This is a genomic window from Nocardia sp. NPDC059691 (genome assembly GCF_042733915.1).
In the GTDB taxonomy this organism is placed as follows: Bacteria; Actinomycetota; Actinomycetes; order Mycobacteriales; family Mycobacteriaceae; genus Nocardia; species Nocardia sichangensis.
This window is the reverse complement of sequence record NZ_JBHWFB010000004.1, coordinates 482243-506525: the sequence shown is the minus strand read 5'-3', so window position 1 is coordinate 506525 and position 24283 is coordinate 482243. Positions and strand designations below refer to the sequence as shown.

Sequence of the window (24283 nt, the reverse complement as noted above, 5' to 3'; positions counted from 1 at the left end):
GGAACATTACCGTGAAACGATAACGTGTTCTAGGCTTTGGAGGCTCGAGTGGAGCTGACGCATCGGTTCGTGACGACCGGCGGGGTCCGTATGCACGTCGCCGAGCAGGGAACAGGACAGCCGGTGGTCTTCTGCCACGGCTTCCCGCACACCTGGTACATCTGGCACCGCCAGCTGCCCGCGATCGCGGCGGCCGGGTACCGCGCCATCGCGCCGGATCTGCGCGGTTACGGACAGACCGATGTCCCGGCCGATCCGGAGGAGTACACCAATCGCGCGGTCTGCGGTGATCTGCTCGCTCTGCTCGATGACATCGGCGCCGAGCAGGCGGTGTTCGTCGGCTTGGACTTCGGCGCGGCGCTGGTGTGGGAACTGGCGTTACGCGCGCCGGAGCGGGTGCGCGGCATCATCGTCCTGAACAATCCGTTCGCGCCACGCCCGCCGCGTGCTCCGTCGCAGCTGTGGGCCAAGGCGGCGGCCCGGCACTTCCTGCACCTGCACTACTTCCAGACCCCCGGCCCGGCGGACGAGGAACTCGGCGCACGTCCCCGGGAGTTCCTCGCCCGCGTGTACTACGCGCTGAGCGCCGACTATCACTACCTGGACACCTGGCGTTTCCCGGCGGAGGGCACCGGTTATCTCGACGTGCTGCCGGAGGCGCCCGCGCTGCCGTGGCGCTGGCTCGGCGCGGACGAGCTGGACGTGCTGACACGGGATTTCGAACGCACCGGATTCACCGGCGGACTGAACTGGTACCGCAACTTGGATCGCAACTGGGAGCTCACCGCCGACTACGCGGACGCGAAAGTCACCGCGCCCGCTTATTTCCTGTACGGCGACCGGGATCCCGACATGGAAGGTTTCAGCGGCCGCGATCCGCTGGCGACCATGCGCGGGCACGTCACCGACCTGCGCGCGGTGACCGAGATAGGCGGCGCGGGCCACCTCGTCCAGTTGGAGCGGACCGAGCAGGTGAACGCGTTGCTCACCACTCATCTCGCCCATCTGGCCGCGCATCCGGCCGGGCTTCCGGCCTGAGCCGAAACGCGTTCGGGCTCAGCGGCGTTCGGTGTCGGTGGGCACCGCTAATGTTCGGTGAATGAGTTATAGCCTGAGCATCTACGTCGTCGAGCTGGACCGGATCAAGGGCGCCATCGGGTGCGGGGACGACAAGCTCCGGCGGATGATCGGCGGCCGGTTCAAAGCCCAGCTCACCCATGACGACGACTGGTTCGCCGAGGAGATCGCGGCCGGTGCGCCCACTCGCTACGAGGCGGTGCGCGCCGTCATCGACGGCGGCCCGTTCGACCCGGCCTACGGTTTCCAGTACGGCTACGCCTACCAGACGATCTGCCAGTTCTACGGCCGGTTCGTGGACAACCGCTACTTCTCGGCGTTCCGTGGTCGCTGGCTGGACCACATCGACGACGGCTTGGCCACGCTCGGCATCAAAGCGGTCAGCGTCCGCGCGTTCATGTACCACTCGCTGCCGCCCTCGCTGCCGCAGCCCGACGAGTTGCCCGGCTACGGCGAATGGACGCCGGAGCAGTGCGCGGAAGCGCTCGTGCAGTGGGAGTCCACCACGCCACCGCAGCGCGAGGAGGTCGACCACGAGGTACTCGCCGCTATCGAGTCCTGCGTCGAGTGGATCCGGGAGGCGCAGGCCCGTCCCGGCTGGGGCGTCGCCGGGTTCTTCTACTGAGCCGTGGGCCTAACGGTATTCCCCGGCCAGTTTCGGATAGTCCGACCACCGCGGCAGCGGCTGGTAGTCGAGGTAGGCGGTGAGCCGGTCGAGCAGATACTGCCAGCGGGGACCGATCGCGCCCGCGTCGGCGGGACTCACGTGGCGGCGGGTCAGTTCCACCGTGGTGACCACGCCGACCTGGGTCATCCGGACTTCGAGCAGGCAACCGTCGATGTGCACGACCAGTTCGTGCGGCGCCTGACAGTGGTCGACGCGCACCGCGACCGGGCCGGGGACGGGACCGTCGAACAGCTCGATGGTCAGGTTGCCGTTGCCGCCGGAGACGGCGCCGAGCCAGCGGCCGAGCTGGCCCCGTTCGGTGGCCGCCGACCACACGTCCAGCACGGGCTTGTGGAACGACCGCAAGTAGTGCAAGAGCACCAGGTCGCCGTCGGCCGTGTGCTCGTGCTCCGGTCGTACCTCGCCGAGCATGGACATCGTGGTCATCGCGAGTCCTTTCCGCTGCTGGTCACCGTCGTCCTCACTGTATTTCCACTATTCCCCGGTCGAATCGAATTCCGGGGAATGCCGGGCCTCGGCGCGCCGAGGCCGCGTGCCGGTCGCGTCGCTCAGCAGGCGGAGGGCCGCGGCTTCGATCCGGTCCTCGTCGAGTAGCACCGTCGCGGCGGCCGGACCCAGTGGCACGAAACTGTCCTCGCTGGTCACGCGCCCGAGGTGGCCGGTGAAACCGGCGTCGACCAGCGCGGCGCACACGGCCTCCGACACGCCACCACCACGGCGGGTCTCGTCCGCGACGAGGACCCGCCCGGTCACGCGCGCGTGGCGCAGCAGATCGTCCACCGGCAGGGGAGCGAGCCAGCGCAGGTCGAGCACGCGCGCGTCGATTCCGTGCCGGGCCAAGCGCCGCGCCGCGCGCAGGCTCATCGGCACGCCGTTGGCGAAACTCACCAGGGTCAGATCGGGGCCGTCGCCGTAGACGCGCGCGCGGCCGATTTCGGCGTGCTCGGCCGGAGCCGGGTGTGCCAGCCAGCCGTCGTCGCCGGGACGGTGCAGGTCGCGGGTGTGATACAGCGCGATGGGCTCGAGATACAGGCACACTCTGCCGTCCACGCGGGCCGCCGATACGCACGTGCGCAGCATCGCCGCGGCGTCGTCGGCCCGGGCCGGGGAGGCGAGCACGACGCCGGGGATGTCGCGTAGCGCGGCCACCGAGTTGTCGTTGTGGAAATGGCCGCCGAAACCCTTTTGATAGGCGTATCCGGCGATCCGCACCACCATCGGATTCCGGTAACGGCCGTCGGAGAAGAACGACAGCGTGGCCGCTTCGCCGCGGATCTGATCGACGGCGTTGTGCAGGTAGGCGAGGTACTGGATCTCCGGAATCGGCACGAACCCGGCCAGCGCCGAGCCCAGCGCGGTGCCGAGGACGCTCTGCTCGTCCAGCAGGGTGTCGAACACCCGGCGCGCGCCGAAGGTCTTCTGCAGACCCTTCGTCACGCCGTACACGCCACCCTTGCGGCCGACGTCCTCGCCGAAGACGAGCAGGTCGCGATCGCGCGCCAGGAGGCTTGCGAGGGTTTCGTTGATCGCCTGCGCCAAGGTCATCGGCTCGGTATGCGCGGCGCCATTGCGGCGCTGCGGCGCACCGCGGCCCGCGATCGTGTCCTCGGTCTCCGCGTGTTCGCGCTCGTTGGGTGGGAGGGGTTCGGTCCGCAGCGCGTCGGCGCGCACGAGCGCAGGGCGGGCGGGAGCGATCGGCGCGATCACGGCCGCCGCCGAGGCGAGTTTCGGTTCCGCCGAGGCGAGTTCGGCGGCCGTGGCGACCCGGCGGCCGATGTCGGCATAGCGGTCGAGCACGCAGGCGGGTGTGGCCACTCCGGACTCGATCAGCAGCCGTGCGGTGGCCACGACCGGATCGCGGGCGAGATCGGCGGCGATCTCGGCGGGGCGGCGATAGGCGGCTTCGACATCGGATCCCGCGTGACCGAGCAGACGCACGGTCCGCAGCCGCAGGAACGCGGGCGCGCGGCGGTCCCGCACCCACCGCGCCGCCGTATTCGCGGTGCTCAGCGCGTCGAGGGCGGCGCAGCCGTCCGCGGCGAAGTAGGCCAGGCCCGGGCGGCTGCCGTAGGCCTGCTCGATCCAATCCGGTGGCGTGGGAACACTGATTCCGATGCCGTTGTCCTCGCAGACGAACAGGATGGGCATGGCGATTCCCTGACCGGCGGTGTGGATCGCGGCATTGATCGCCCCGGCCGCGGTGGAATGGTTGGCCGACGCGTCACCGAAGCTGCACACCACCACCGAGTCGGCGGGCCAGGGACCGGCGACACCGAGCCGGGCCGCGCGATCGATCGCGAACGCCAGCCCAACCGCGCGCGGAAGGTGCGAGGCGATGGTCGAGGTCTGCGGGATGACGTTGGCCGCGGCGCTGCCGAACACCTTGTGCCTGCCACCGGAAATCGGGTCCGCCGCCGCGGCCGCCACCCCGAGCAGAACGTCCCGGATCGGGTCGAGCCCAGGCACGCGCCGGGCCCGATGCACGAAGAACGCCCCCGATCGGTAGTGCAGCAGGGCGGGATCGGTGACCCGCAGGGCCGCCGCCACAGCGGCATTGCCCTCGTGACCGGACGATCCGATGCTGTAATAACCGCGCCGGGCGCTGCCGAGGCGGCGTGCCGCGAGATCGAGATGCCTGCTCGTCGCCTGCGCTTCGAACAGCTCGAGGCACGCCGCACCGGTGATCGCGCCGCCGGGTGCGATCGGTTGGTCCGCCGGACGGCCGGGGCGGGCGACGAGTGCGGCGACGGCGGTGCGGAACCGCTCGTCGAGATCCACTGCCTGCTCGGTCATCGACCGATCATCTCGTAAACTTCGCCGCTCGGCGGCGTTATCCGGCGGTGTTCTTCCGGAAAACTAGGGCCGCGATGTGCAAATTTACAAGAGGAAGGAGTTGGTAGCGAGCGCGCTCAGCGCAGCGCGGACGCCGCCTCCTGATCGAGCAGCCAGGTGGTGGAGTCCGTACCGGTCGCTCCCGCCGCGGGCACGTCCACCGGGTCCGCGCCGCCGATGGCGGCGGCGACCGCTTCGGCCTTCGAAGCGCCGCCGACCACCAGCACGACGTGCCTGCTGCGGCGGATCGCGGGCAGGGTCAATGTCACCCGAACCGGCGGGGGCTTGGGCGAATTCGTCACGGCGACGACGAGTTCGTGGGATTCGCGCACCGCGTCGGTATCCGGGAACAGCGAATTCACGTGTCCCTCGCCGCCCATGCCGAGCAGGTGCAGATCGAACGCGCCGTGTTCGGCTAGGTGGGCGTGCACCGTCGCGGAGTACTCGGCGGCGGCCTCCACCGGGTCGGGGTACTCGCCGTCGGAGACGGCCACCGGATGCACCCGCGCCGGATCCACCGGCACATGGTCGAACAGCGCCTGCCTGGCTTGCAGGTCGTTGCGCTCGGGGTCGTTCGCGGGCACGAAACGCTCGTCGCCCCAGAACACCTCGACTCGGGACCAGTCGATATCGCCGGGCGACTTGCGCACCTGTTCGAGCAGGGCGATGCCGGTCCCGCCGCCGGTCACCACCACCGACGCGGAGCCGCGCTCGGCCTGGGCGGCGACGACGACGGAGACGAAGCGGGCCGCGGCGGCGGCCACCAGCGACTCGGTGTCGAGATGCACCTCGACGGTGTCGCTGGGGAACGGCGAATCGGTGTGCTCACTCATAGATCACCTTCTCGATTCCGGCCAGCGCCTCGGCGTAGGTCTCGTCGGCGTCCAGCCTGCGTAGGTCCTCGGCGAGGCAGTCACGAGTCTCCCGGCGCGCCAGGGCGATTCGCTGCACCGGTTCGCCGGTGCGGGTCAGCGTCGCGGTGCGGCCGGTCTGCGGACGTTCGATCGCGATGGAGACGGTGGGACGATGCAGTTCCACCCGCAGCGGGCCGGTGCGCCGGTGTACCGGGCAGCCCAGCCGGGCGGCCAGCCAGCCGGCCAGCATGTCCAAGGCGGGCTCGTCGCGCAGCCCGGACACCGTCACCGAATCCACCGACTCGAACGGCGGCTCGTCCATGGCCGCTGCCAGCAGGGCCCGCCAGTACGTGATCCGGCTCCAGGCCAGATCGGTGTCGCCGCTGGCATAGGACTGCAGCCGCCTCTTGATCGCCGCCTGGGGATCGGACGCGAACGTGGCGTCGGTGATGCGGCGGCCCGCCAGGCGGCCCACCGAATCCTTCGACGGGAACTCCGGCGCTCCGCGCGGCCACCAAGCCACCACCGGAGTATCCGGCAGTAGGAACGGGGTGACGACGCTGCTCTCGTGGTTGACCAGTTCGCCTTGCAGCCGCAGCACGATGACCTCGGCCGCCCCCGCGTCGCCGCCCACCCGGATCTGCGCGTCCAGCCGGGTGGCGGCCTCCCGGTCGCCGCGCGCGAGCACCACCACGCGACAGGGGTGCTCGCGGCTGGCCTCGTTCGCCGCTTCGATCGCGTGCTCGGCCTCGGAGCTGTCCAGCGTGCACACCACCAGCGTGAGCACGCGGCCCATGGTGATCACGCCGTTGCTCTCGCGCAACTGCACGATGCGCTTGGTGACCTCGCTGGTCTTGGTGTCGGGCATGTCGACGATCACGGGCGCCGCCATTCCCGCCCGGTGCGGGCGATCATCTCGTCCGCGGACGACGGGCCCCAGGTGCCCGCCTCGTACGGCTCCGGCCTGCCGTCGCCCGCCCAGTGGTCGAGCACCGGATCGAGGATGCGCCAGGACAATTCGACCTCCGCGTTCACCGGGAACAGCGACGGCTCCCCGAGCAGCACGTCGAGGATCAGGCGTTCGTAGGCCTCCGGCGATGATTCGGTGAACGCCTCGCCGTAGCTGAAGTCCATGTTGACGTCGCGCACCTCCATGCTGGAGCCCGGCACCTTCGAGCCGAACCGCGTGGTGATGCCCTCGTCCGGCTGCACCCGGATGACCAGCGCGTTCTGCCCGAGTTCCTCGGTCATGGTCTGGTCGAACGGAAGGTGCGGCGCCCGCTTGAAGATCACCGCGATCTCGGTGACCCTGCGGCCGAGCCGCTTTCCGGTGCGCAGGAAGAACGGAACACCCGCCCAGCGGCGGGTATCGATCTCCAGCCGGATCGCGGCATAGGTCTCGGTCTTCGAGTTCGGGTCGAAGCCTTCTTCTTCCAACAGCCCGACCACGTGCTCGCTGCCCTGCCAGCCTTCGGTGTACTGGCCGCGCGCGGTGGTGTCGTCCAGCGGTTCGATGAGCCTGGTCGCCGAGAGCACCTTGATCTTCTCGGTCTGCAATTGCTTGGGCTCGAAGCTGATCGGCTCCTCCATGGCGGTGAGGGCCAGCAGTTGCAGCAGGTGGTTCTGGATCACGTCGCGCGCGGCGCCGATGCCGTCGTAGTAGCCCGCGCGTCCGCCGAGGCCGATGTCCTCGGCCATGGTGATCTGCACGTGGTCGACGAAGTTGGCGTTCCAGATCGGCTCGTACTGCTGGTTGGCGAAGCGCAGCGCCAGGATGTTCTGCACCGTCTCCTTGCCGAGGTAATGGTCGATGCGGAAGACCCGCTCCTCGGGGAACACGCCGTTGACCAGTGCGTTGAGTTCTTGCGCGCTCTTCAGGTCGTGCCCGAACGGCTTCTCGATCACCACTCGCCGCCAGGGCTTGCGCGCAGCGTCGGGCCCGGTGGTCTGGGCCAGGCCGTGCGCGCAGAGCTGGTCGAGCACGAGCGGGAACATGTTCGGCGGGATGGACAGATAGAACGCGTGATTGCCGCCGGTGCCGCGCTCCTTGTCCAGCGTGGTCAAGGTGTCGGCGAGCCGGTCGAAGGCCGCGTCGTCGTCGAAGGTGCCCTGGACGAACCGGATGCCCTCCAGGAGCTGGTCCCAGACCTCTTGACGGAAGGGGGTACGCGCGTGCGCCTTGACCGCTTCCAGCACCACCTGCGCGAAGTCCTCGTCCGCGTAGTCGCGGCGCGCGAAACCGACCAGGCCGAAGGCCGGGGGCAGCAGCCCCCGGTTGGCCAGGTCGTAGATGGCCGGCATCAGCTTCTTGCGAGACAGGTCACCGGTGACGCCGAAGATGACCATGCTGCACGGTCCGGCGATGCGCGGAAGCCGTTTGTCCCGTTTGTCCCGCAGCGGGTTCTGCCATTCGACTGCGTCCGGTCGATCCGCGGGTGCTGCCCCGGCCATCGATCAGCCGTTCCCGGTCGACGCCGACTTCAGCTCGACGGCGGTGGCGGAAAGCAGCTCCTCCCAGGACTTCTCGAACTTGTCCACGCCCTCGCGCTCGAGCACCGCGAACACGTCGTCGAGGTCGACGCCGACGGCGGTGAGCCGATCGAAGACGTCCTTGGCCTCCGCCGCCTTGCCGCTGACCGTGTCGCCGGAGACCACGCCGTGGTCGGCGACCGCCTGGAGCGTCTTCTCCGGCAGCGTGTTCACCGTGTTGGGGGCGACCAGTTCGGTGACGTACATCGTGTCGGCGTACTCCGGGTTCTTCACGCCGGTCGACGCCCACAGCGGACGCTGCCGATTCGCGCCCGAGGAGGCCAGGTTCAGGAACGTGGAGGTGTGCTTGCCTCCGTCGAACACATCCTGGTACTCGGCGTAGGCGAGGCGGGCATTGGCGATACCCGCCTTGCCGCGCAGCGCGAGCGCCTCGTCGGTGCCGAGCGCCTCCAGTCGCTTGTCGATCTCGGTATCCACGCGGGAGACGAAGAACGAGGCGACGGAGTGGATCCTGGCCGGGTCGTGACCGGCGATCTTGGCCTTCTTCACGCCCTCCAGGTAGGCGCCCATCACCGCGCGATAGCGCTGCACCGAGAAGATCAGCGTGACGTTCACGCTGATGCCCTCGCCGATCACGGCCGCGATGGCGGGCAGGCCCTCCTCGGTGGCCGGGATCTTGATGAACAGGTTGGGCCGGTCGACGATCTTCCACAGTTCGACCGCCTGCGCGACGGTCCGGTCGGTGTCGAACGCCAGGCGGGGGTCGACCTCGATGGAGACCCGGCCGTCCACGCCACCGGTCGCCTCGAAGACCGGAGCGAACACGTCGCAGGCGGCGCGGACGTCATCAGTGGTGATGGTGCGGATCGCGGCGTCGGCGTCGGCGCCTTGCGCGGCAAGCTCTTTCAGCTGGCCGTCGTAGGCGTGGCCCTGGCTGAGCGCACCCTGGAAGATCGTCGGGTTGGTGGTGACCCCGACGACGGACCGGGTCTCGATCAGCTCGAGCAGGTTGCCGGACTGGATCCGGTCCCTGGACAGATCGTCGAGCCATACGGACACTCCCGCCGCCGAGAGGGCGGCGAGATTCTCGTTCTGAGCCATGAGCGCTTATCCCTTCACGTTCTCGAGCGTGCGCTGCGCGGCGGCAACGACGGCTTCCGGAGTGAAGCCGAATTCGCGGAACAGGGTCTTGTAGTCGGCGGAGGCGCCGAAGTGCTCGATCGACACGATCTCGCCCGCGTCACCGGCGAACCGGTGCCACGGCATCGCGATACCGGCTTCGACGACGACGCGCGCGGCGATCGCGGGGGGAAGCACTTCATCCCGGTAAGCCTTGTCCTGCGCGTCGAACCACTCCACGCACGGCATCGACACCACGCGGGTGGCGATGCCCTGCTCCTCCAGCGTAATGCGGGCGGCGACCGCGAGCTGCAGCTCCGAACCGGTGGCGATCAGGATCACTTGCGGTGTGCCCGTGGACGCCTCGGCCAGGATGTAGCCGCCCTTCTTCACGCCTTCGTAGCTGGTGCCCTCGAGAATCGGCAGGTCCTGGCGGGTCAGCGCCAGCCCGGACGGGCCGTCCTGGTGCGGCGGCTCGGACACCGAGAAGTGCGAGCTGTGCTCGCTGCTGTCGCGCTCCAGGATGGTGCGCCAGGCGTAGGTGGTCTCGTTGGCGTCACCGGGCCGGACCACGTTCAGGCCCGGGATGGCGCGCAGCGCGGCGAGGTGCTCGATCGGCTGGTGCGTGGGGCCGTCCTCACCGAGACCGATGGAGTCGTGGGTCCAGACGTAGATCGCGGGCACGCGCATCAGCGCGGCCAGGCGGACCGACGGGCGCATGTAGTCGCTGAACACCAGGAAGGTGCCGCCGTACGGACGGGTCGGGCCGTGCAGGGCGATGCCGTTGAGGATCGCGCCCATCGCGTGCTCGCGCACACCGAAGTGCAGGGTGCGGCCGTACGGATCGGCCTTCCACATGCCGGTGGAGATCGACTCAGGCCCGAAGCTGCGCTGGTCGGGCATGGTGGTGTTGTTGGACTCGGCCAGGTCGGCCGAACCGCCCCACAGCTCCGGCAGCACCGGCGCCAGCGCGGCGAGCACCTTGCCGGACGCCTTGCGGGTGGCCATGCCCTTCGGATCCGGTTCGTAGCTGGGCAGATTCGCGGTCCAGTTCTCCGGCAGGCGCCGCGCGAAGAGGCGGTCGAACAGCGCCTTGTTCTCCGGGTTGGCCGCGGCCCACGCGTCGAACGACTGCTGCCACTGCTCGTGCGCCTTCCGGCCGCGCTCGATGGCCTTGCGGGTGTGCTCGATGACGGCCGGGTCCACGTCGAAGCTCTTGTCCGGGTCGAAGCCGAGGACCTTCTTGGTGGCGGCCACCTCGTCGGCGCCCAGCGCCGCGCCGTGGGCGGTGCCGGTGTTCATCTTGCTGGGGGCGGGGTAGCCGATGATGGTGCGCAGCACGATGATCGAGGGCTTGCCGGTCTCGGCCTTGGCGGCTTCCAGCGCGGCCTCGATGGCGACGACGTCTTCGCCGCCCTCGACCACCTGCACGTGCCAGCCGTATGCCTCGTAGCGCTCGGCGACGTCCTCGGTGAACGCGATGGTGGTGTCGTCCTCGATGGAGATCTTGTTGTCGTCGTAGATGACGACGAGATTGCCCAGCTGCTGGGTGCCCGCGAGCGACGACGCCTCGGAGGTGACGCCCTCCTCGAGGTCGCCGTCGGAGGCGATGGCGTAGATGAAGTGGTCGAACGGGCTGGTGCCCGGCGCGGCGGCGGGATCGAACAGTCCGCGCTCGCGGCGCGCCGCCATCGCCATGCCGACCGCCGACGCCAGGCCCTGGCCGAGCGGGCCGGTGGTGATCTCGACGCCGTCGGTGTGCCGGAACTCGGGGTGGCCAGGGGTGAGCGAGCCCCACTTGCGCAGGTTCTTCAGGTCGTCCAGCTCGAGACCGTAACCCGCCAGGTAGAGCTGGATGTACTGGGTGAGGCTGGAGTGCCCGCAGGACAGCACGAACCGGTCCCGGCCGACCCAGCTCGGATCGCTCGGGTCGATGCGCATGGTCCGCTGGTACAGCGTGTACGCAAGCGGCGCCAGGCTCATCGCGGTGCCGGGGTGGCCGTTTCCGGCGTTCTGCACCGCCTCGGCGGCCAGGACCCGGATGGTGTCGACAGCCTTGGTGTCCAGATCCGTCCAGTCGTCCGGGTGGTTCGGCTGAGTGAGGGCGCGGATGTCGTCTGTGATCGACACGACCGAGGTTCTCCTGACATTGGTTCGTCGACGGCGGGTGGGTTTCTGACGGCGATGATCGCGCGGCAGCTACGGCGTGCTAACCGGGTATACCCACTTACCCTAGATGTGCCCGGTGACCGGCACACCATTAACCCTGTGTTGGTTTCGCGGCGCTCGTTGCGCTGCGCGTTCGCAGGTGGTTTCGCACAGGCCGCGACTGCGACGGCGGCGGGTTGGCGGCCTTGCATCAGGGGCGCCGGAACGGGTGGGCCGGGTGTCTTCGGTGCTCGCGTCACGCGCATGCGTGACGCGTGACGGGTCGTGAACGCCCTCGTAGGGCGGGTGTTCGGTGTGATGGGAAAGTATTGAGCAAGCGACTGCTTTGTGGCACGCGCCGGTGCGGTGGCGAAAGTTGCCGCACCATGCGGTGCGGGGCATGCGGTGGGTTCGCCGGGTTCGGTGGAGTCGACGAATTTTTTTCGCGGCGCGGAATCCGCGTCGCGCGTGCGCACGGCTCCGCGCGAGTCGAGGACGTGGACAGGGGGAGGGCAAGGGCTCCGAACCGGGTGGCGCGGACGAGCCGAACGAGCCGTCGCCCCCGTCACATTCCGGTCCTCTAGCGCGGGGGCGACGGGAGGGGCGCGCGCGGCGGGGGTCTACCATCCTTTGTAGTAGTAGTAGTCGCGCCGCACCGGTCGGAAGGGGCGCCGGGGCGGACGGAAGTCCGGCGCGGGCGCACCCGTACCACCGGGACGAGTGCACTGCTGGTCGATGCCGGATGCGATGCACAGCGTGCGAGGAGAGACAGTGCGGATTGGGCAACAGCCGGGTGGCGATGGTGCGCACGGCTCCTCCGCGACGGCGCTGGCCGACCGGTTCACGGGTCCCGGCCTACCGTCCCGGCTGATTCGACGGGTACTGGCCTACGTCGCGCTGACCAAGCCCAGGGTCATCGAGCTGTTGCTCGTCGCCACGATTCCGACCATGCTGCTGGCCGACCGCGGCACCGTCGACATCCGTCTGATCCTCGCGACGCTGTTCGGCGGCTGGATGGGCGCGGCGAGCGCGAACACGCTCAACTGCGTCGCGGACGCCGACATCGACAAGGTCATGAAGCGCACCGCCAAGCGGCCGCTGGCCAGGGACGCGGTGCCGACCCGCAACGCGTTCGTGTTCGGCGTCGTGCTCGGGTTGGGCTCGTTCGCCTGGCTGTGGTGGCAGGCCAACCTGCTCAGCGGCGTGCTCGTCGTCGCCACGATCCTGTTCTACGTCTTCGTCTACACGCTGGGCCTCAAGCGCCGCACCTCGCAGAACGTGGTGTGGGGCGGCGCGGCGGGCTGCATGCCCGCGCTGGTGGGCTGGTCGGCGGTGACCGGCGGCATCGGCTGGCCCGCCATCGCGCTGTTCGGCGTCATCTTCTTCTGGACACCGCCGCACACTTGGGCGCTGGCCATGCGCTACAAGGAGGACTACCGCGCGGCGGGCGTGCCGATGCTGCCGGTGGTTGCCACCGAGAAGACCGTCACCAAGCAGATCGTCGTCTACACCTGGCTGACCGTGCTCACCACGCTCGCCCTGGTGCCCGCCACCGGCGTGATCTACGCGGCCGTGGCGCTGGTGGCCGGAGCATGGTTCCTGCTCATGGCGCACCAGCTGTACGCGGGCGTGCGGCGCGGCGAGTCGGTGAAGCCGCTTCGGCTGTTCCTCCAGTCGAACAACTACCTGGCCGTGGTGTTCTGCGGCCTCGCGGTGGACTCGGTGCTCGGCTGGGACACCGTCGGCAGCTTCTTCAGCTGAGCGCGCCGACGTAGCCGTCCGGGCGGACGAACACCCTGGTGCCCTCGGCCGCGGCGTAGGCCGCGTGGGCATGCCCGTCGACATCCACCACGTGCGGCCCTTCCACCTGCTCACCGGGACGCACCACCGCGTACGCGTACGGCCCGGCTTCCGCCTGGGCGCCGAATGACAGCACCGTCGCGTGGGGCCCGCGGAACAGGTCGAACAACCGGACGGGCCGTCCGTGCTCGTCTTTCACCGGCGCGTCCGGCGCCCGGTCGCCGACGGCGAACCAGCCGCGCTCGGCCGGGTCTCGATAGCTGATGTCCAGTTGCTGGGTCTCCGCTCCGCGCTCCATCGCGTCCTCGTCGCCGTCGACCAATTTGTCCAGCAGTTCGGAGCTGAGCCCGAGCACCTTGGCGGCCACGGTCCTGCGCTCGGCCTCGTAGCTGTCCAGGAGCGTGTCGTCCCCGGCGAGCGCGGCGGCCAGCTTCCAGCCGAGGTTGTAGGCGTCCTGGATGCCGGTGTTCATGCCTTGGCCGCCGGTGGGCGGATGCGCGTGCGCGGCGTCGCCGGCCAGGAACACCCTGCCGTCGCGGAAGCGCTGCGCGAGGCGGATATTCGGGCGCCACACGGTCACCCAGGTCAGGTCGGTGAGGGTGACGTCGTCGCGTCCGCAATAGCGGTCCACGTATTCCTGGAGCAGCTCGAGGCTCGGCTCCGCGTCGCCGGTCAACGGGGCGGCGAATTGGAATTGACGCCCACCGGGCAGCGGTGACAACGCGATGCCCCGCATGGGCTCGTCGGCGGCGGCGAACCAGTAGCCGAACTCGTGGTCGAGCGCGTCGGCGCGCACGTCGCCGAGCAGCATGCGCAGCGATTCGTCGGTGCTGCCCTCGAACGGGATGCCGAGTGTCTTGCGCACGGTGCTCTTGCCGCCGTCCGCGCCGATCAGGTAGGCGGCGCGCACGGTCTCCGGCGTGCCGTCGTGTTCCAGCGTCACGGTGACGCCGTCGTCGTCCTGTGTGAAGCCGGTCAGCGCGGTGCCCAGTTCCACGTGCACCCCGAACTCGGCGAGCCGCTCGCGCAGGATGGCCTCGGTGCGGGACTGGCCGAGCACCCACAGGTTCGGGTAGGGGACGGCGGGCGTCGGCTCGACCGGTTCGCTCATTCGGCGTTCGGTGACGAACTCGCCGCCCAGATGTACGCGCATTACCGGTGTCGGCATTCCGGCCGCCAGCGCCGCGTCCAATACCCCCAGGTCGTCGAACACTTCCAGGGTGCGCGGCTGGATGCCGTCGCCGCGCGAGCCGGCGAAGAAGGTGGCCGCCTTGTCGACGATCCGGACCGGGATGTCCCGGCGAGCGAGATCGAGGGCGAGGGTGAGGCCGGTGGGTCCGGCGCCCGCGACGAGAACGAGCTGTGCCATGGCGTACTCCTGCTGAATCAATATTCACTGAATGAGTATTCAGTGTCATGCTTGGTACGTTGCGTTGTCAAGGAGGTGAGGTGGGTGTCGCTGAGTCGCAAGGAGAAGTCGGCCGAAACCGAGCAGGTGTTGAAGGCCGCCGCGCTGCGGTTGTTCGCCGAGCGCGGCTACCTGAACACCAAGATCACCGACATCACGACGGCCGCGGGACGGGCGGCCGGGTCGTTCTACAACCACTTCGCGAGCAAGGAAGAACTGCTCCAGGCGCTGCTGAGCGATCTGGCCGCGGCAGGGGACGAGCGCGCGGAAGGACCCGATCACAACCCGGATTTCAGCGATCCGGAGGCGGTGCGTTACCACGTCGCGGGGTATTGGACCTTCGCGCGGGAGCACGGGCCCGTGCTGCGCGCGGTGAATCAGGCGGCCCTGGTCAACGAGGAATTCGCGCAGATGGTCGCGCGGTTCGGCAGACAACAGCGGGCGGACATCGCCGACCATGTCGAAGGATTCGCCGACCGGGGCCTGCGGCTGCCGAGCACGCCCGACGCCAGCCTCGCGATGATGTTCATGCTCACCCAGAGCCTGCTGGCCGCGGTGGAAGAGGGGAGCGTCGAGCTGACCGACGAACAGGCCGTGGAGGGCCTGACCCGGTTCATCTATCGCGGTCTCACCGGCCGCGACTACTGAGCGGGCGGGGGACGGCCCATCGGACCGTCCCCCGCCCGTGGCTCACGGCAGCAGGACGATGGAACCGGTGGTCTTGCGGCCTTCCAGGTCGCGGTGTGCCCGCTCGGCGTCGGCGAGGGGGTAGGTCGCGCCGATCCGGATGTTCAGCGTGCCTCGCGCGATGGCGTCGAAGACGTCGCCAGCGCGCCAGGTGAGTTCGGCGCGGTCCCGGATGTAGTGCATCAACGTGGGACGGGTGACGAACAGCGAACCGGCCCCGCCCAGCCGTTGCAGGTCGAACGGCGGCACCGGGCCGCTCGCGCCCCCGAAGAGGGCGAGCGTGCCCCGCACGCGCAGCGCGGCCAGACTCGACTCGAAGGTCGCCGCGCCGACGCCGTCGTAGACCGCCGCCACGCCGACGCCGTCGGTGAGCTCGCGCACGCGACCGGCCAGTCCGTGGCCGTAACGCAGCACCTCGTCGGCTCCCGCCGCGCGCGACAGCGTCTCCTTCTCGTCGGAGGACACCGTCGTGATCACCCGGACGCCGCGCGCGTTGAGGAGCTGGGTCAGGATCAGCCCGACCCCGCCCGCGCCCGCGTGCACGAGCACCGCCTCCCCTGGCTCGGGCCGGTAGATGGACTCGATGAGATAGTGCGCCGTCATGCCCTGCAACAGCGCCGACGCGGCCACGGGCGGATCGACGCCGTCCGGTACCCGGATGGCGACGGCGGCGGGCACCGCGACCTTCGGGGCGTAGCTGCCCGGGGCGGCGGCCCAGGCCACCCGGTCGCCGACCGCGAACTCCGTGACATCCGAGCCGACCTCGGCGACGACGCCGGTGCCCTCCGCGCCGGGAACGTAGGGGACGTCCTGCGGATAGCGCCCGGTACGGATGTAGGTATCGATGAAGTTGACGCCGATCGCCTGTGTGTCGACCAGGAGCTGGTCCGGTCCGATCCGCGGATCGGGCGCCTCCACGTACTTCAGGACCTCGGGACCACCGTGTTCGGAAACCTGAATGGCGTGCATGAGATCCAGTTCTACACCCGAGCGGCGGGCACGCTGCCTACCGGTCGGTAAACTGCGTGCCATGAGTTCTGAAACCGCCACGGCGCCGCAGAAGCTGTCGGGCGCCCTCGTCGAGTCCGTCAAGGGGTTCGTCGCCGATCACGGACGTTCCGCCACGGCCGTGCTCCAGCCGATCGGTCGCGCTGGTGTGCGGGTCACCCTGGTCGGTTCCGACGGTGTGCTCGGTGACCGGGTGGTCCCGGACCTGGAGACAGCCAAGGAACTGGTCGCCACGATCGACGGCCTCACCGAGGCCGACGAATGGGATCGTGAGCTCACCTCGATCGTCACCCCGCGCAAGGGGCACTGGGCCAAGATGGCGGGCTGGGTCGCCAAGCAGGCCCGTTTCCCCAAGGCGCGCAACGAGAAGTGATCGTTGCGTAACCTGACGCTGCCCGGCCGGATCGGCGCGGTGCTGATCGCCGGGTGGACGGTGCTCGCCGCCGTGGCGACTCCCGCGGCCGCGCAGGCCTCGAACGCGGTGCGTGCCTGCACGCCCGGCGACTATCCGCCGTACTCGATCAGGGACGACGCGGGCGAGCACCGCGGGGTGGACGTCGATCTCGCGCGGGGTTTCGCCGCGCTGCTCGGCCGTCCGGTCGAGTTCGTGCCCGTCACCTGGGCGACGCTGAAAACCGACTTCGCCGAAAGGAACTGCGACCTCGCGGTCGGAGGTATCTCCGACCTGCCGTCGCGGCGCGCGTTCGCGGACTTCTCGATCACCTACGGCACCGACGGCAAGGCCCCGATCACCCACCGCGCGAACGGCGCGGCGTATTCGACCGTCGCGGAGATCAACCGTCCCGGTGTTCGCGTGATCGCCAATCGGGGTGGGACGAACGAGGATTTCGCCCGCAAGAATTTCCCCGACGCGCAACTCACCTTGTGGCCGGACAATCTGACAATCTTCGGTGAGATCGAGCAGGGCCGCGCCGACGTGTTCGTCACCGATTCGGTCGAGGGCCGCTACCGCGTTCGTCAGCATCCGGATCTGCAAGTGCTGCATCCCGAAGCGCCGTTCGACTCGTTCGGGAAAGTGCTGCTGGTGCGCAAGGACGATCCCGTTCTGGCGGCCTTACTGGACGCGTACTTGACCACCCAGCTCGCGACGGGGGCGGTGGATCGGTTGTTCGACCAGTGGATCGGGCCGAACGCCCCGGTGGGCTGAGTAGGGTCGCTGTCTACGGCCGATTCGGTGCGGCCCCGTCCCGGCGTGGATGCTCGAGGAGCGCTTTCCAGGCCGCCTGCCAGGGGAAAAGGGGCAGGCGCGCCGCTCCGGTGCCCCGCTCGTGCGGCTCGCCCTCGCCGATCACGATGGTGACGCCCCACTCGGACAGTTTGCGCATCCCCTCCTGGATCGCGGGAAAGCTGATCTGCGCTCGGTTCGAGTACGGCACGCCGACGATGGGCAGGCCCTTGCCGAGCCCTTCGACCAGCAGACCGAGCAGGAGCGTATCCGAGATCCCCGCAGCCCATTTCGCGATCGAATTGCCGGTGAGCGGTGCGGCGATGATGCCGTCGGCGGGTGGCAGCACATCCGGCGTGCCCGGTTCCTTGTACTGGCTGCGCACGGGATAACCGGTCTGCGCGCGCAGCGCGTCGACGTCGATGAACCCGGTTCCCGAAGGGGAGGCGATGACGCACACCTCCCAGCCGCCGGCCTGGGCCAGGGCGATCAACTTGCCGACATCGCGGGCGGGGGGCGAACCGGTCACGAGGGCGTACAGCACGGGATTTCCGTTGGCGTCCACGACTTTCATGGTGCCATGCCGACGGGAGCGGTTGGATGGCACGGGAAGCATCACTCCACCGCCAGTGGACCGGTCAGCTCGCGGCGCCCGGTTGCGCTGATTCGTTGCGAAGTATGGCCTTGTGCACCTTGCCGGATGGAGTCAAGGGAAGGTTGGGCATGATGATGATTTGCTTGGGGACCTTGTAATCCGCGATTCTGTCCGCGCAGAATCGTTCGAGGTCGCCTTCGGCGAGCCGAGCGTCCGGCGTGAGGACAACGTAGTAGCGGCCGATCTCGCCGAGCACCGGATCGGGTACACCGATACCGGCCGCCATGAGGACCTGCGGGTGCTCCGCCAGTATGTTCTCGACTTCGATCGGGTAGATGTTGTATCCGCCTTGGACGAACATGTCCTTGGCCCGGCCGTGCAGGGTGATCAAGCCGTCGTTGTCGGTCCAGGCTATGTCGCCCGTGCGCAGCCAGCCGTCGCTACCGATGGCGTCGGCCGTTTCCGCGGGCATGTTGTGGTAGCCCGCCATGACCGAAGGGGTTCGGAGCAGGAGTTCGCCGGCTTCGCCGATGGCGACTTCGGTCCCGTCGGCATCGGCGATCTTGATCTGCACGTTCGGAAGCGGTCGGCCGATCGCGCGCACGGTCGACTCCATGTCACTGCCCCACGGGGTCATCACAACTGCACCCGAGGACTCACTGAGCCCGTAGAGGTTCATCACGGTGGCGTTCGGAAAGAATCTGGTCAAACGTTCCAGCAAGGCTGGTTCGGCGTTGGCGCCGCCGGTGACCACGAGCCGAACCGCGGCTGTGTCCACCGTGGTGAACCGAGACCGGTCGAGTAGCAGAATGTGCATGGTCGGTACCCCGACCCAGATCGTGAGGTCCGCTGAGTGGAACAGGTCGGCGACGGCCGCGGGCTGGAACGTCGGCAGCAGCACGGTGCGGGCGCAGGTGACCAGCGCGGCGAGTACGCAACAGGTGATGCCGCTGACATGGTTGAGCGGCACGGCGACCGGTAGCGTGTCGCCAGGTCCGAGCCGCATGTGCTCCGCTTGTGCGGTAGCGGCTGCGAGTTGGCCGCGATGCGTCTGCACCGCGCCTTTGGGTCGGCCGGTTGTCCCGGACGTATAGATGATCATGACCGGATCGTCCTCGCGGACCGCGTCCTTGGCTTCAGCGAGCGCCACGGTGTCCGCCGATGTCGACCAGAGCTCATCGAGCGGGTGGTCGCCGTCGGCGCCGAAGGTCACTACGGCTTCCAGCCGCGGAAGACGATTTCGCACCGGCCAGCATCTGCAGAAAGTCGATTCCCTCACTGGACGGCACGGTGACCACCGCTCGGGACCCGGAATCGCCGAGGATGCGCGCGAACTCGGTCTCCCGGTATCGGACGCTGAGCCCGACCACCACCGCACCGATTTTGGCCGCTGCGAAGTACACCGCTAGCCACTCGGGTGTGTTGGGCCCGTTGACGGCGACGCGATCACCCCGCCGGATGCCCAGCCGCAGCAATCCGCTGGCGACCCGGTCCGACCATGCGTCCATCTCAGCGAACCGGATCTTCCGGTCGTCCGCGATCCAGCCGACAGCATCCGCGGCAGTAGTGGCCGCCCCATGGAGGACGTCGTGAATACGCTGCACCGGTGTACTCCTCTCGTTACGCGTTCGACGCGAGATGCGTGGTGAGAAACTCGATCTGATCGGCGACGATCCGATCGACAGCCGGCGGATGGTAGACGGTGAAGTGGTCGGCGTCGTAATGCTTCAGGGTTGCCCGTGGTGCGGTGGCGGCCACCCGCCCCGCGATGGCGGGGTCGATGAGATTTTCTCGATCGCAGGCGCACACCAGCAGCGGGCAGCGCACGCGCGGCGCGGCGGACGCGGCGTTGTAGAACAACATGCCCAGTCCCGAGGCCGCCGTGATCCGGTTGTCGAAGCCGTAACCCGGTGGCGTCACCGACTGCCACCCCTCGAGAGCGCCGGGCTGGTTCACGAACGCCAGGTCCCCTGGCTTTCCGACCAAGGGGACGTAACGGCGCGACCGACCGAGTGCGGCACGCACCAGGTCGGACGCGATCGGAACCGTGAACCGCAACAGATGCCGCACCCCCGCCCGTGACACCACGGCTCGCCCACTGAAGACCGGACACTGAACCACCGCGGCACGAAGGTCGTCGTGGCGTGCGGCTGCGGCCAGCACGTGGCTGGCGCCGAACGACGTGCCCCACAACGCGATCCGGTGAGCGTCCAGTTCGGGGCGGGAGCGGGCGAAAGCCACGGCGGCGTCGACATCCTCGGCGTAACGGCGCTGACTCACCAGCTGGCGCGGCATGCCGCCTGATTCTCCGAGGTGGCGGAAGTCGAAGGCCACCACGGCAAGACCCGCGTCGGAGAACCACTTCTCGTACTGGGCCAGCATCATTTCGTGCGTTGCGCCACCGCCGTGGACGAGCACCACGGCCGGATGCGGACCTGGGCCGTCCGGAAGCGTCAGCCACACCGCGCATTCGTCGCGGCCGGAAGGGAAGGTGGTGCGAGTGGTCATGACACCTCGATATAGGTACGTTGTACGTGAACATGCTCAGTTAAACACGTACGTTGTACTTAAACAAGGAGAAGTATGCCCGCCCCCAGGAAATTCGCGCGCGAGCAGCTGCAAGCCGCGGCACTGGCCTTGGTCGACGACCATGGCCTGGCCGGGTTGACCATGCGCAGTCTCGCGTCGGCGCTGGGCACCGGTGCGATGACGATCTACAACTACGTCGATGGACGGGAAGGTTTGGAGCAGCTCGTCACCGAGGCCGTCATGGCCGAAGCGCACTGGGACGCCACGCCGTCCATGGACTGGGAGGACGAGGTACTCGCCGTCGCCGAGGGAATGTGGCGCGCCGTGCGCGCACATCCCCATGCGATCCCACTGATTCTCACTCGGCGCAGCCTCGACCTGGCGACCCTGCGGCCAACCGAAGCCCTGTTGCAGGCGCTCGCGCGTAGCGGCAGATCAGGAACCGCGTTGCTGGTGGCGTTCCGCGCAGTGTCCGGCTTCATCACCGGATACGCGCAAGCCGAACTCGTCGGCCCGCTATCCGTGGCGCGCGACGAGGACCTCACGACGATCACCGACCGGATCGCGGCATTGCCGCCCGAGCAGTTCCCCAAGCTCATCGAGATCGCGTACGCCGCCGCCTCGAGCGACCCGACAGCCGAATTCCGGGCCGGGATGCGCATAATCCTGGCAGGACTCGAGACCTAGACGTCCGCCAGCCAACGGGTGCGGCATCGGATGCCGCCGGACCTGCGTTCGGATGTCGCCCATCTCCGGTCCGCCGAGGCCGGACGCGTGGTACCTGAAACCTGTTGTGGCCGATGCATATGTTGCCCGGGGTATGGGTCAGGAGGGGACCGCGCCGATGCGTTTGGCGAGGCGGCCGAGGTCGCCGGTGGTGAGGTTGCGGTGGGCGGTGCGCATCATGTGGCCGACGAGTTCGCGGACGTGGGTCATGCCGCGCACTTGCTGGGGGGCGATGTGTTCGGCGCGCAGGAGGGCGTGCAGGGAGTTGTGGTAGTCGCGGCGCAGGGCGTGGGCTCGGCCGATCTCGACGAAGTATTGGGCTCTGCGGCCTTCGGCGGGGATGGTTTGCGGGTCGAGGGTGGGGGCGAGTTCGAGGACTTGGCCTGGTTCGCGTTTCTCCATTGCCGCTGACATTCGCCAGAGGATCACGTTCGTCGCGTCGAATGTCGGGTTGCGGAGAGTCGCGGTTTCCGGGGGAGCCTGGTCGAGCCTGGTGACTTGCTCGCTCGCTTCGTCCAGATGGTCGCCAGGGTCGCCGCCGAGCGCTGCGGTAACGAGCGCGGCCTGCAAGTGCAGCATGCCGTAGGTTTCGATCTCGCCGCGGCTTCGCACCTCCGGGCCCAGGCGCTCGGCAGCGTTCGTCGCGCCGTCGAGCGCGGCAGTCAATGAGCCGGGGCGCGACAGCAGGATCTGGCTTCGAGTGAAGGCTGCGGTAGCCGAACCGGAGGTGCCACCGATGTTCGCGGTGGCGTGCTCGATCTCTTGTGCTGCTGTCCAAGCCAACGCTGAGTACCCTCTGGCCTTCAAGGACGCGGCTGTCGTGTACGCCGCCGCCGCAAGCACATCCCAGGCAAGATCGCGATCGGCTCCGGCCGAATCACGAGCGTGTCGATAGCAGTCGGTGAGTAGAGCAGGCAACATCGGACCGAGTGCCGCGTAGTCGCACGCGCGTCGTAGATGGGCAGCATGACGTGCTGCCGCCGCGAGTTCGGTGAGGCTGCGGGGTGGTGCAGTCGGAGTGGTGTCGCCCCGGGTCCACAGCGCGGTTTCGATGGCGGGCACCGCGGCGTGGAACCCGGCCGACGACGGGTCGAACCGATCGTCCTGATCGCCGGTCAGATCACCGACCGCGACGCCGAGCGCTTGGGCGAGGGCGTGCAGGGTCCGCCGCGAATCGATAGGACGCTCGCCGTTCTCGTATTTGGCGATCGCGCCCCGGCTGACGCCGACCCGATCGGCCAGCACTTGCTGCGAGATCCCACGGCGCGCGCGAATGGCACGCACCTGTCGGCCGATGTACCGGCCCTCGTCGTTCCCCTGACCCTCGCTCATCGGCTCTCCCTCGCCGGATGCTGATCGAAACCTCATGCTAGACGCGCCGCCAGGTGTCCCGCACCGGGACAACGCCGATCCGGCAGCCCGCCAAGCTGTCGCGAGCACTCGCCCCCGGGACGGGCACGTCGGTGCGCGCGACAACGGGTTGCGCTCCAGGGCGCGGGTGCTCACAACGCGATGAGCAGGGGAAGGCAAACGTGATGCGGGGAGTGGCAGTCGATTTCGCGTGGAACGACACGTTCGTGAAGCGGCACGGTGACGCGATCGCGACGGTGGCGATCGGTGATCGAAACGAGCTCGGTGCGATTCGCGCGGTGTCGGCGTCCGCGCCCGGCTCCACGCTATCCCTACCGGATCACTTGGCTCGCAACGATTTCCGGGCGCGAGTCGTCCAGTGTCACGCACACCGACTCCGCCGTCGCCGTCCGCGAGTCGCCGATAGCAACCGACCGCGCCTCGACGTGATGCCGTCGCGACCGCTGCGCGGACACGATCGGCGCGCGACGGCCTCGCACCGCGTCGGTGATCCCGGCGCGGCGGGGCGGGAGGGCACGCGGTGAGCGACCTGTGCGATCCGGCGGCCGACACCCCGGCCAGCCGGTGCCGTTTCTACCGGCAGTGCGGGCTTCCGGCGGCCGTGCAACCGGAACTCGGCCGCATCATCGTGCCCGCGGGCCGAGTCGGCGCGATCACCATGCCCGCTCGGCTCGGCCAGGAGGTGAAGGCGCTGTTGCAGGTCCGGCGGTCCGCGCTCGGGCCGATCATCTCGCATCCACGCTCGAAGCGCTGGACCTATCTGGTGCGGCCGGACCTGCCCGACGAAGTCGGCTTGTTCGCCGAGCTGTTCCGGCTGGACGTGTCGGTCGCACGGTGCGGCGCGCAGATCGCCCTGCCGTCGCCCGCCGACCGGTCACCGTGCTTCCGCGTGTGGGTGGAACCGCCGCGCGATACGTTCCGGCCGTCGGGTTCGGTCGTCGTCGCGGCGATCCGGGTACGCGCGGGACGCCGGTGGTGACCGGGCCGCAGCAGCGGTCGCCGCGCCCGGAAGAGCCCGATGTCCATGTATCGGTCCAATTCCACGACGTGCGTCTGAACTTCGCGGCCTGTGCGAGCGCTGCCGCGCTGTTCGTCCAGGAGTGGCGCGCCCGCCACTACGAGGACGCGGCCACGGTGCTCCCGGGCGATCCGACGGGCCTGCCCCGCCTGCCGAACGAGCGGTTGTTCCTCGACCCGTGAGCAGCGCTCGGCCTGGCAGCGCACGCGGCGGCGTCCGAGCGCCGAGCCGGACTCGGCGGGGTGACGCGCTGCCCGTGCAATCGGGACCCGGCCGCATCATCGTGCCCGCTCGGCTGGGTGAGGATGCGAAGGCGCTGACGCAGGTCCCGCGGTCCGGTTCCCGTCCTGGCCCAACTCGTCGCGTCACCCTGTCCGCTTATGGGCGGTCCCGGTTAGCTGTTCCTCAGCGCTACGTTCACCGGGTCGACAGGGGCGGCAGGCATGCTCGCGGTGTTTCCGGTGTTCTCGGCGCTGCCCGGCGTCCGATCTGTCGGCCGGTCTTCCGTCGACCGCCCCGGTGTACTCGGAGACGGATCGTGGTGTCCAGGTCGAGCGCTGGCCCCGCCGCACCTAGGAAGTCGAGGTTTGCCGGGCATATCGGCCGCCGTGCAGATGTGCGGGGCGGTGTCCTAGGTCTCGCGGCGCGTGTTCTACTCGTGGGAGGTTTTCGCCGCCCGTTCCCGCCGGATGAGCGGATACCAGTGGTCTCGAGCACCACCTCGGCGATGCCATTCCCGGCAGTTCG

The 24283-nt window shown here is 69.0% G+C and carries 23 protein-coding genes; 9 read left to right on the top strand and 14 right to left on the bottom strand.

The features are described 5' to 3' along the window. The first annotated feature begins 48 nt into the window (after positions 1-48). A complete protein-coding gene (locus tag ACFV2O_RS12625; protein WP_356961792.1) occupies positions 49-1038 on the top strand; it encodes an alpha/beta hydrolase in 990 nt (329 codons plus the stop codon). A 61-nt stretch (positions 1039-1099) separates the two neighbouring features. After that, entirely contained in the window at positions 1100-1702 is a 603-nt protein-coding gene (locus ACFV2O_RS12620) for a hypothetical protein (RefSeq protein ID WP_355070771.1), read from the top strand. A gap of 9 nt (positions 1703-1711) precedes the next feature. On the opposite strand, the gene ACFV2O_RS12615 is transcribed toward ACFV2O_RS12620, so the two are convergent. From ACFV2O_RS12615 to tkt, 7 genes are all read right to left on the bottom strand, one after another. Beyond that, positions 1712-2191: a hypothetical protein gene (locus tag ACFV2O_RS12615; RefSeq protein ID WP_355070773.1), complete on the bottom strand. Its 480-nt coding sequence runs from the start codon at positions 2189-2191 to the stop codon at positions 1712-1714. 48 nt (positions 2192-2239) lie between these two features. Next, positions 2240-4558 (bottom strand): transketolase C-terminal domain-containing protein, encoded by a 2319-nt coding sequence (locus ACFV2O_RS12610; protein ID WP_379251894.1) that lies wholly within the window; start codon positions 4556-4558, stop codon positions 2240-2242. Positions 4559-4674: 116 nt separating this feature from the next. After that, positions 4675-5430, bottom strand: coding sequence for a 6-phosphogluconolactonase (gene pgl, locus ACFV2O_RS12605; protein WP_356961795.1), 756 nt, complete (start codon positions 5428-5430; stop codon positions 4675-4677). Next, a complete protein-coding gene (gene opcA / locus ACFV2O_RS12600) occupies positions 5423-6331 on the bottom strand; it encodes a glucose-6-phosphate dehydrogenase assembly protein OpcA (RefSeq protein WP_379251893.1) in 909 nt (302 codons plus the stop codon). Before opcA ends, pgl begins: the two co-directional genes overlap by 8 nt. Further along, complete coding sequence (gene zwf, locus ACFV2O_RS12595) at positions 6328-7902, bottom strand: glucose-6-phosphate dehydrogenase (RefSeq protein ID WP_355070781.1); 1575 nt, start codon at positions 7900-7902, stop codon at positions 6328-6330. The genes opcA and zwf overlap by 4 nt, the downstream gene beginning before the upstream one ends. Before the next feature lie 3 nt (positions 7903-7905). After that, the gene (gene tal / locus ACFV2O_RS12590; RefSeq protein ID WP_379251892.1) at positions 7906-9042 is read right to left on the bottom strand and encodes a transaldolase; all 1137 of its coding nucleotides are present in this window, start codon (positions 9040-9042) and stop codon (positions 7906-7908) included. 6 nt (positions 9043-9048) lie between these two features. Further along, positions 9049-11190, bottom strand: a complete 2142-nt coding sequence (tkt, locus tag ACFV2O_RS12585) for a transketolase (RefSeq protein WP_379251891.1) — start codon at positions 11188-11190, stop codon at positions 9049-9051. 789 nt (positions 11191-11979) lie between these two features. On the opposite strand from tkt, the gene ACFV2O_RS12580 reads away from it, so the two are divergent. Then, positions 11980-12969, top strand: a complete 990-nt coding sequence (locus tag ACFV2O_RS12580; protein WP_355070787.1) for a heme o synthase — start codon at positions 11980-11982, stop codon at positions 12967-12969. Here ACFV2O_RS12580 and ACFV2O_RS12575 read toward each other — a convergent pair. Continuing rightward, positions 12962-14377: an FAD-dependent monooxygenase gene (locus tag ACFV2O_RS12575; RefSeq protein ID WP_379251890.1), complete on the bottom strand. Its 1416-nt coding sequence runs from the start codon at positions 14375-14377 to the stop codon at positions 12962-12964. The two genes, ACFV2O_RS12580 and ACFV2O_RS12575, sit on opposite strands and share 8 nt — an antisense overlap. Before the next feature lie 84 nt (positions 14378-14461). On the opposite strand from ACFV2O_RS12575, the gene ACFV2O_RS12570 reads away from it, so the two are divergent. Next, positions 14462-15064 carry a TetR/AcrR family transcriptional regulator gene (locus ACFV2O_RS12570; RefSeq protein WP_356961802.1) on the top strand — a complete coding sequence of 201 codons (603 nt, stop codon included), beginning with the start codon at positions 14462-14464 and terminating at the stop codon, positions 15062-15064. Positions 15065-15106: 42 nt separating this feature from the next. Here ACFV2O_RS12570 and ACFV2O_RS12565 read toward each other — a convergent pair whose 3' ends face one another. Further along, on the bottom strand, positions 15107-16072 hold the full coding sequence (locus tag ACFV2O_RS12565; protein ID WP_364431361.1) for a quinone oxidoreductase: 966 nt from the start codon (positions 16070-16072) through the stop codon (positions 15107-15109). 61 nt (positions 16073-16133) lie between these two features. Between ACFV2O_RS12565 and ACFV2O_RS12560 the strand changes: the two genes are divergently transcribed. Together ACFV2O_RS12560 and ACFV2O_RS12555 are read left to right on the top strand one after the other, a co-directional pair. Beyond that, on the top strand, positions 16134-16484 hold the full coding sequence (locus ACFV2O_RS12560; RefSeq protein ID WP_355070793.1) for a hypothetical protein: 351 nt from the start codon (positions 16134-16136) through the stop codon (positions 16482-16484). A 3-nt stretch (positions 16485-16487) separates the two neighbouring features. Beyond that, a complete protein-coding gene (locus ACFV2O_RS12555) occupies positions 16488-17279 on the top strand; it encodes a transporter substrate-binding domain-containing protein (RefSeq protein ID WP_379251889.1) in 792 nt (263 codons plus the stop codon). Positions 17280-17292: 13 nt separating this feature from the next. Here the strand turns inward: ACFV2O_RS12555 and ACFV2O_RS12550 are convergent, their stop codons facing one another. The 4 genes from ACFV2O_RS12550 to ACFV2O_RS12535 form a co-directional block, all read right to left on the bottom strand. After that, entirely contained in the window at positions 17293-17862 is a 570-nt protein-coding gene (locus tag ACFV2O_RS12550) for a flavoprotein (RefSeq protein ID WP_379251888.1), read from the bottom strand. 73 nt (positions 17863-17935) lie between these two features. Then, positions 17936-19105, bottom strand: a complete 1170-nt coding sequence (locus ACFV2O_RS12545; protein ID WP_379251887.1) for a class I adenylate-forming enzyme family protein — start codon at positions 19103-19105, stop codon at positions 17936-17938. Continuing rightward, positions 19068-19496: an AMP-binding protein gene (locus ACFV2O_RS12540; protein WP_379251886.1), complete on the bottom strand. Its 429-nt coding sequence runs from the start codon at positions 19494-19496 to the stop codon at positions 19068-19070. The genes ACFV2O_RS12545 and ACFV2O_RS12540 overlap by 38 nt, the downstream gene beginning before the upstream one ends. Positions 19497-19512: 16 nt before the next feature. Further along, positions 19513-20400, bottom strand: a complete 888-nt coding sequence (locus tag ACFV2O_RS12535; RefSeq protein ID WP_379251885.1) for an alpha/beta hydrolase — start codon at positions 20398-20400, stop codon at positions 19513-19515. A 75-nt stretch (positions 20401-20475) separates the two neighbouring features. Here ACFV2O_RS12535 and ACFV2O_RS12530 point away from each other — a divergent pair, with 75 nt between their 5' ends. Further along, a complete protein-coding gene (locus tag ACFV2O_RS12530) occupies positions 20476-21108 on the top strand; it encodes a TetR/AcrR family transcriptional regulator (protein WP_067801856.1) in 633 nt (210 codons plus the stop codon). Between the two features lie 138 nt (positions 21109-21246). Here the strand turns inward: ACFV2O_RS12530 and ACFV2O_RS12525 are convergent, their stop codons facing one another. Then, positions 21247-22479, bottom strand: a complete 1233-nt coding sequence (locus ACFV2O_RS12525; protein WP_379251884.1) for a helix-turn-helix domain-containing protein — start codon at positions 22477-22479, stop codon at positions 21247-21249. A gap of 559 nt (positions 22480-23038) precedes the next feature. Here ACFV2O_RS12525 and ACFV2O_RS12520 point away from each other — a divergent pair. After that, positions 23039-23497 carry a DNA-directed RNA polymerase subunit beta gene (locus tag ACFV2O_RS12520; RefSeq protein WP_379251883.1) on the top strand — a complete coding sequence of 153 codons (459 nt, stop codon included), beginning with the start codon at positions 23039-23041 and terminating at the stop codon, positions 23495-23497. A gap of 68 nt (positions 23498-23565) precedes the next feature. Continuing rightward, positions 23566-23718, top strand: coding sequence for a hypothetical protein (locus ACFV2O_RS12515; protein ID WP_379251882.1), 153 nt, complete (start codon positions 23566-23568; stop codon positions 23716-23718). Positions 23719-24283: the final 565 nt, after the last annotated feature.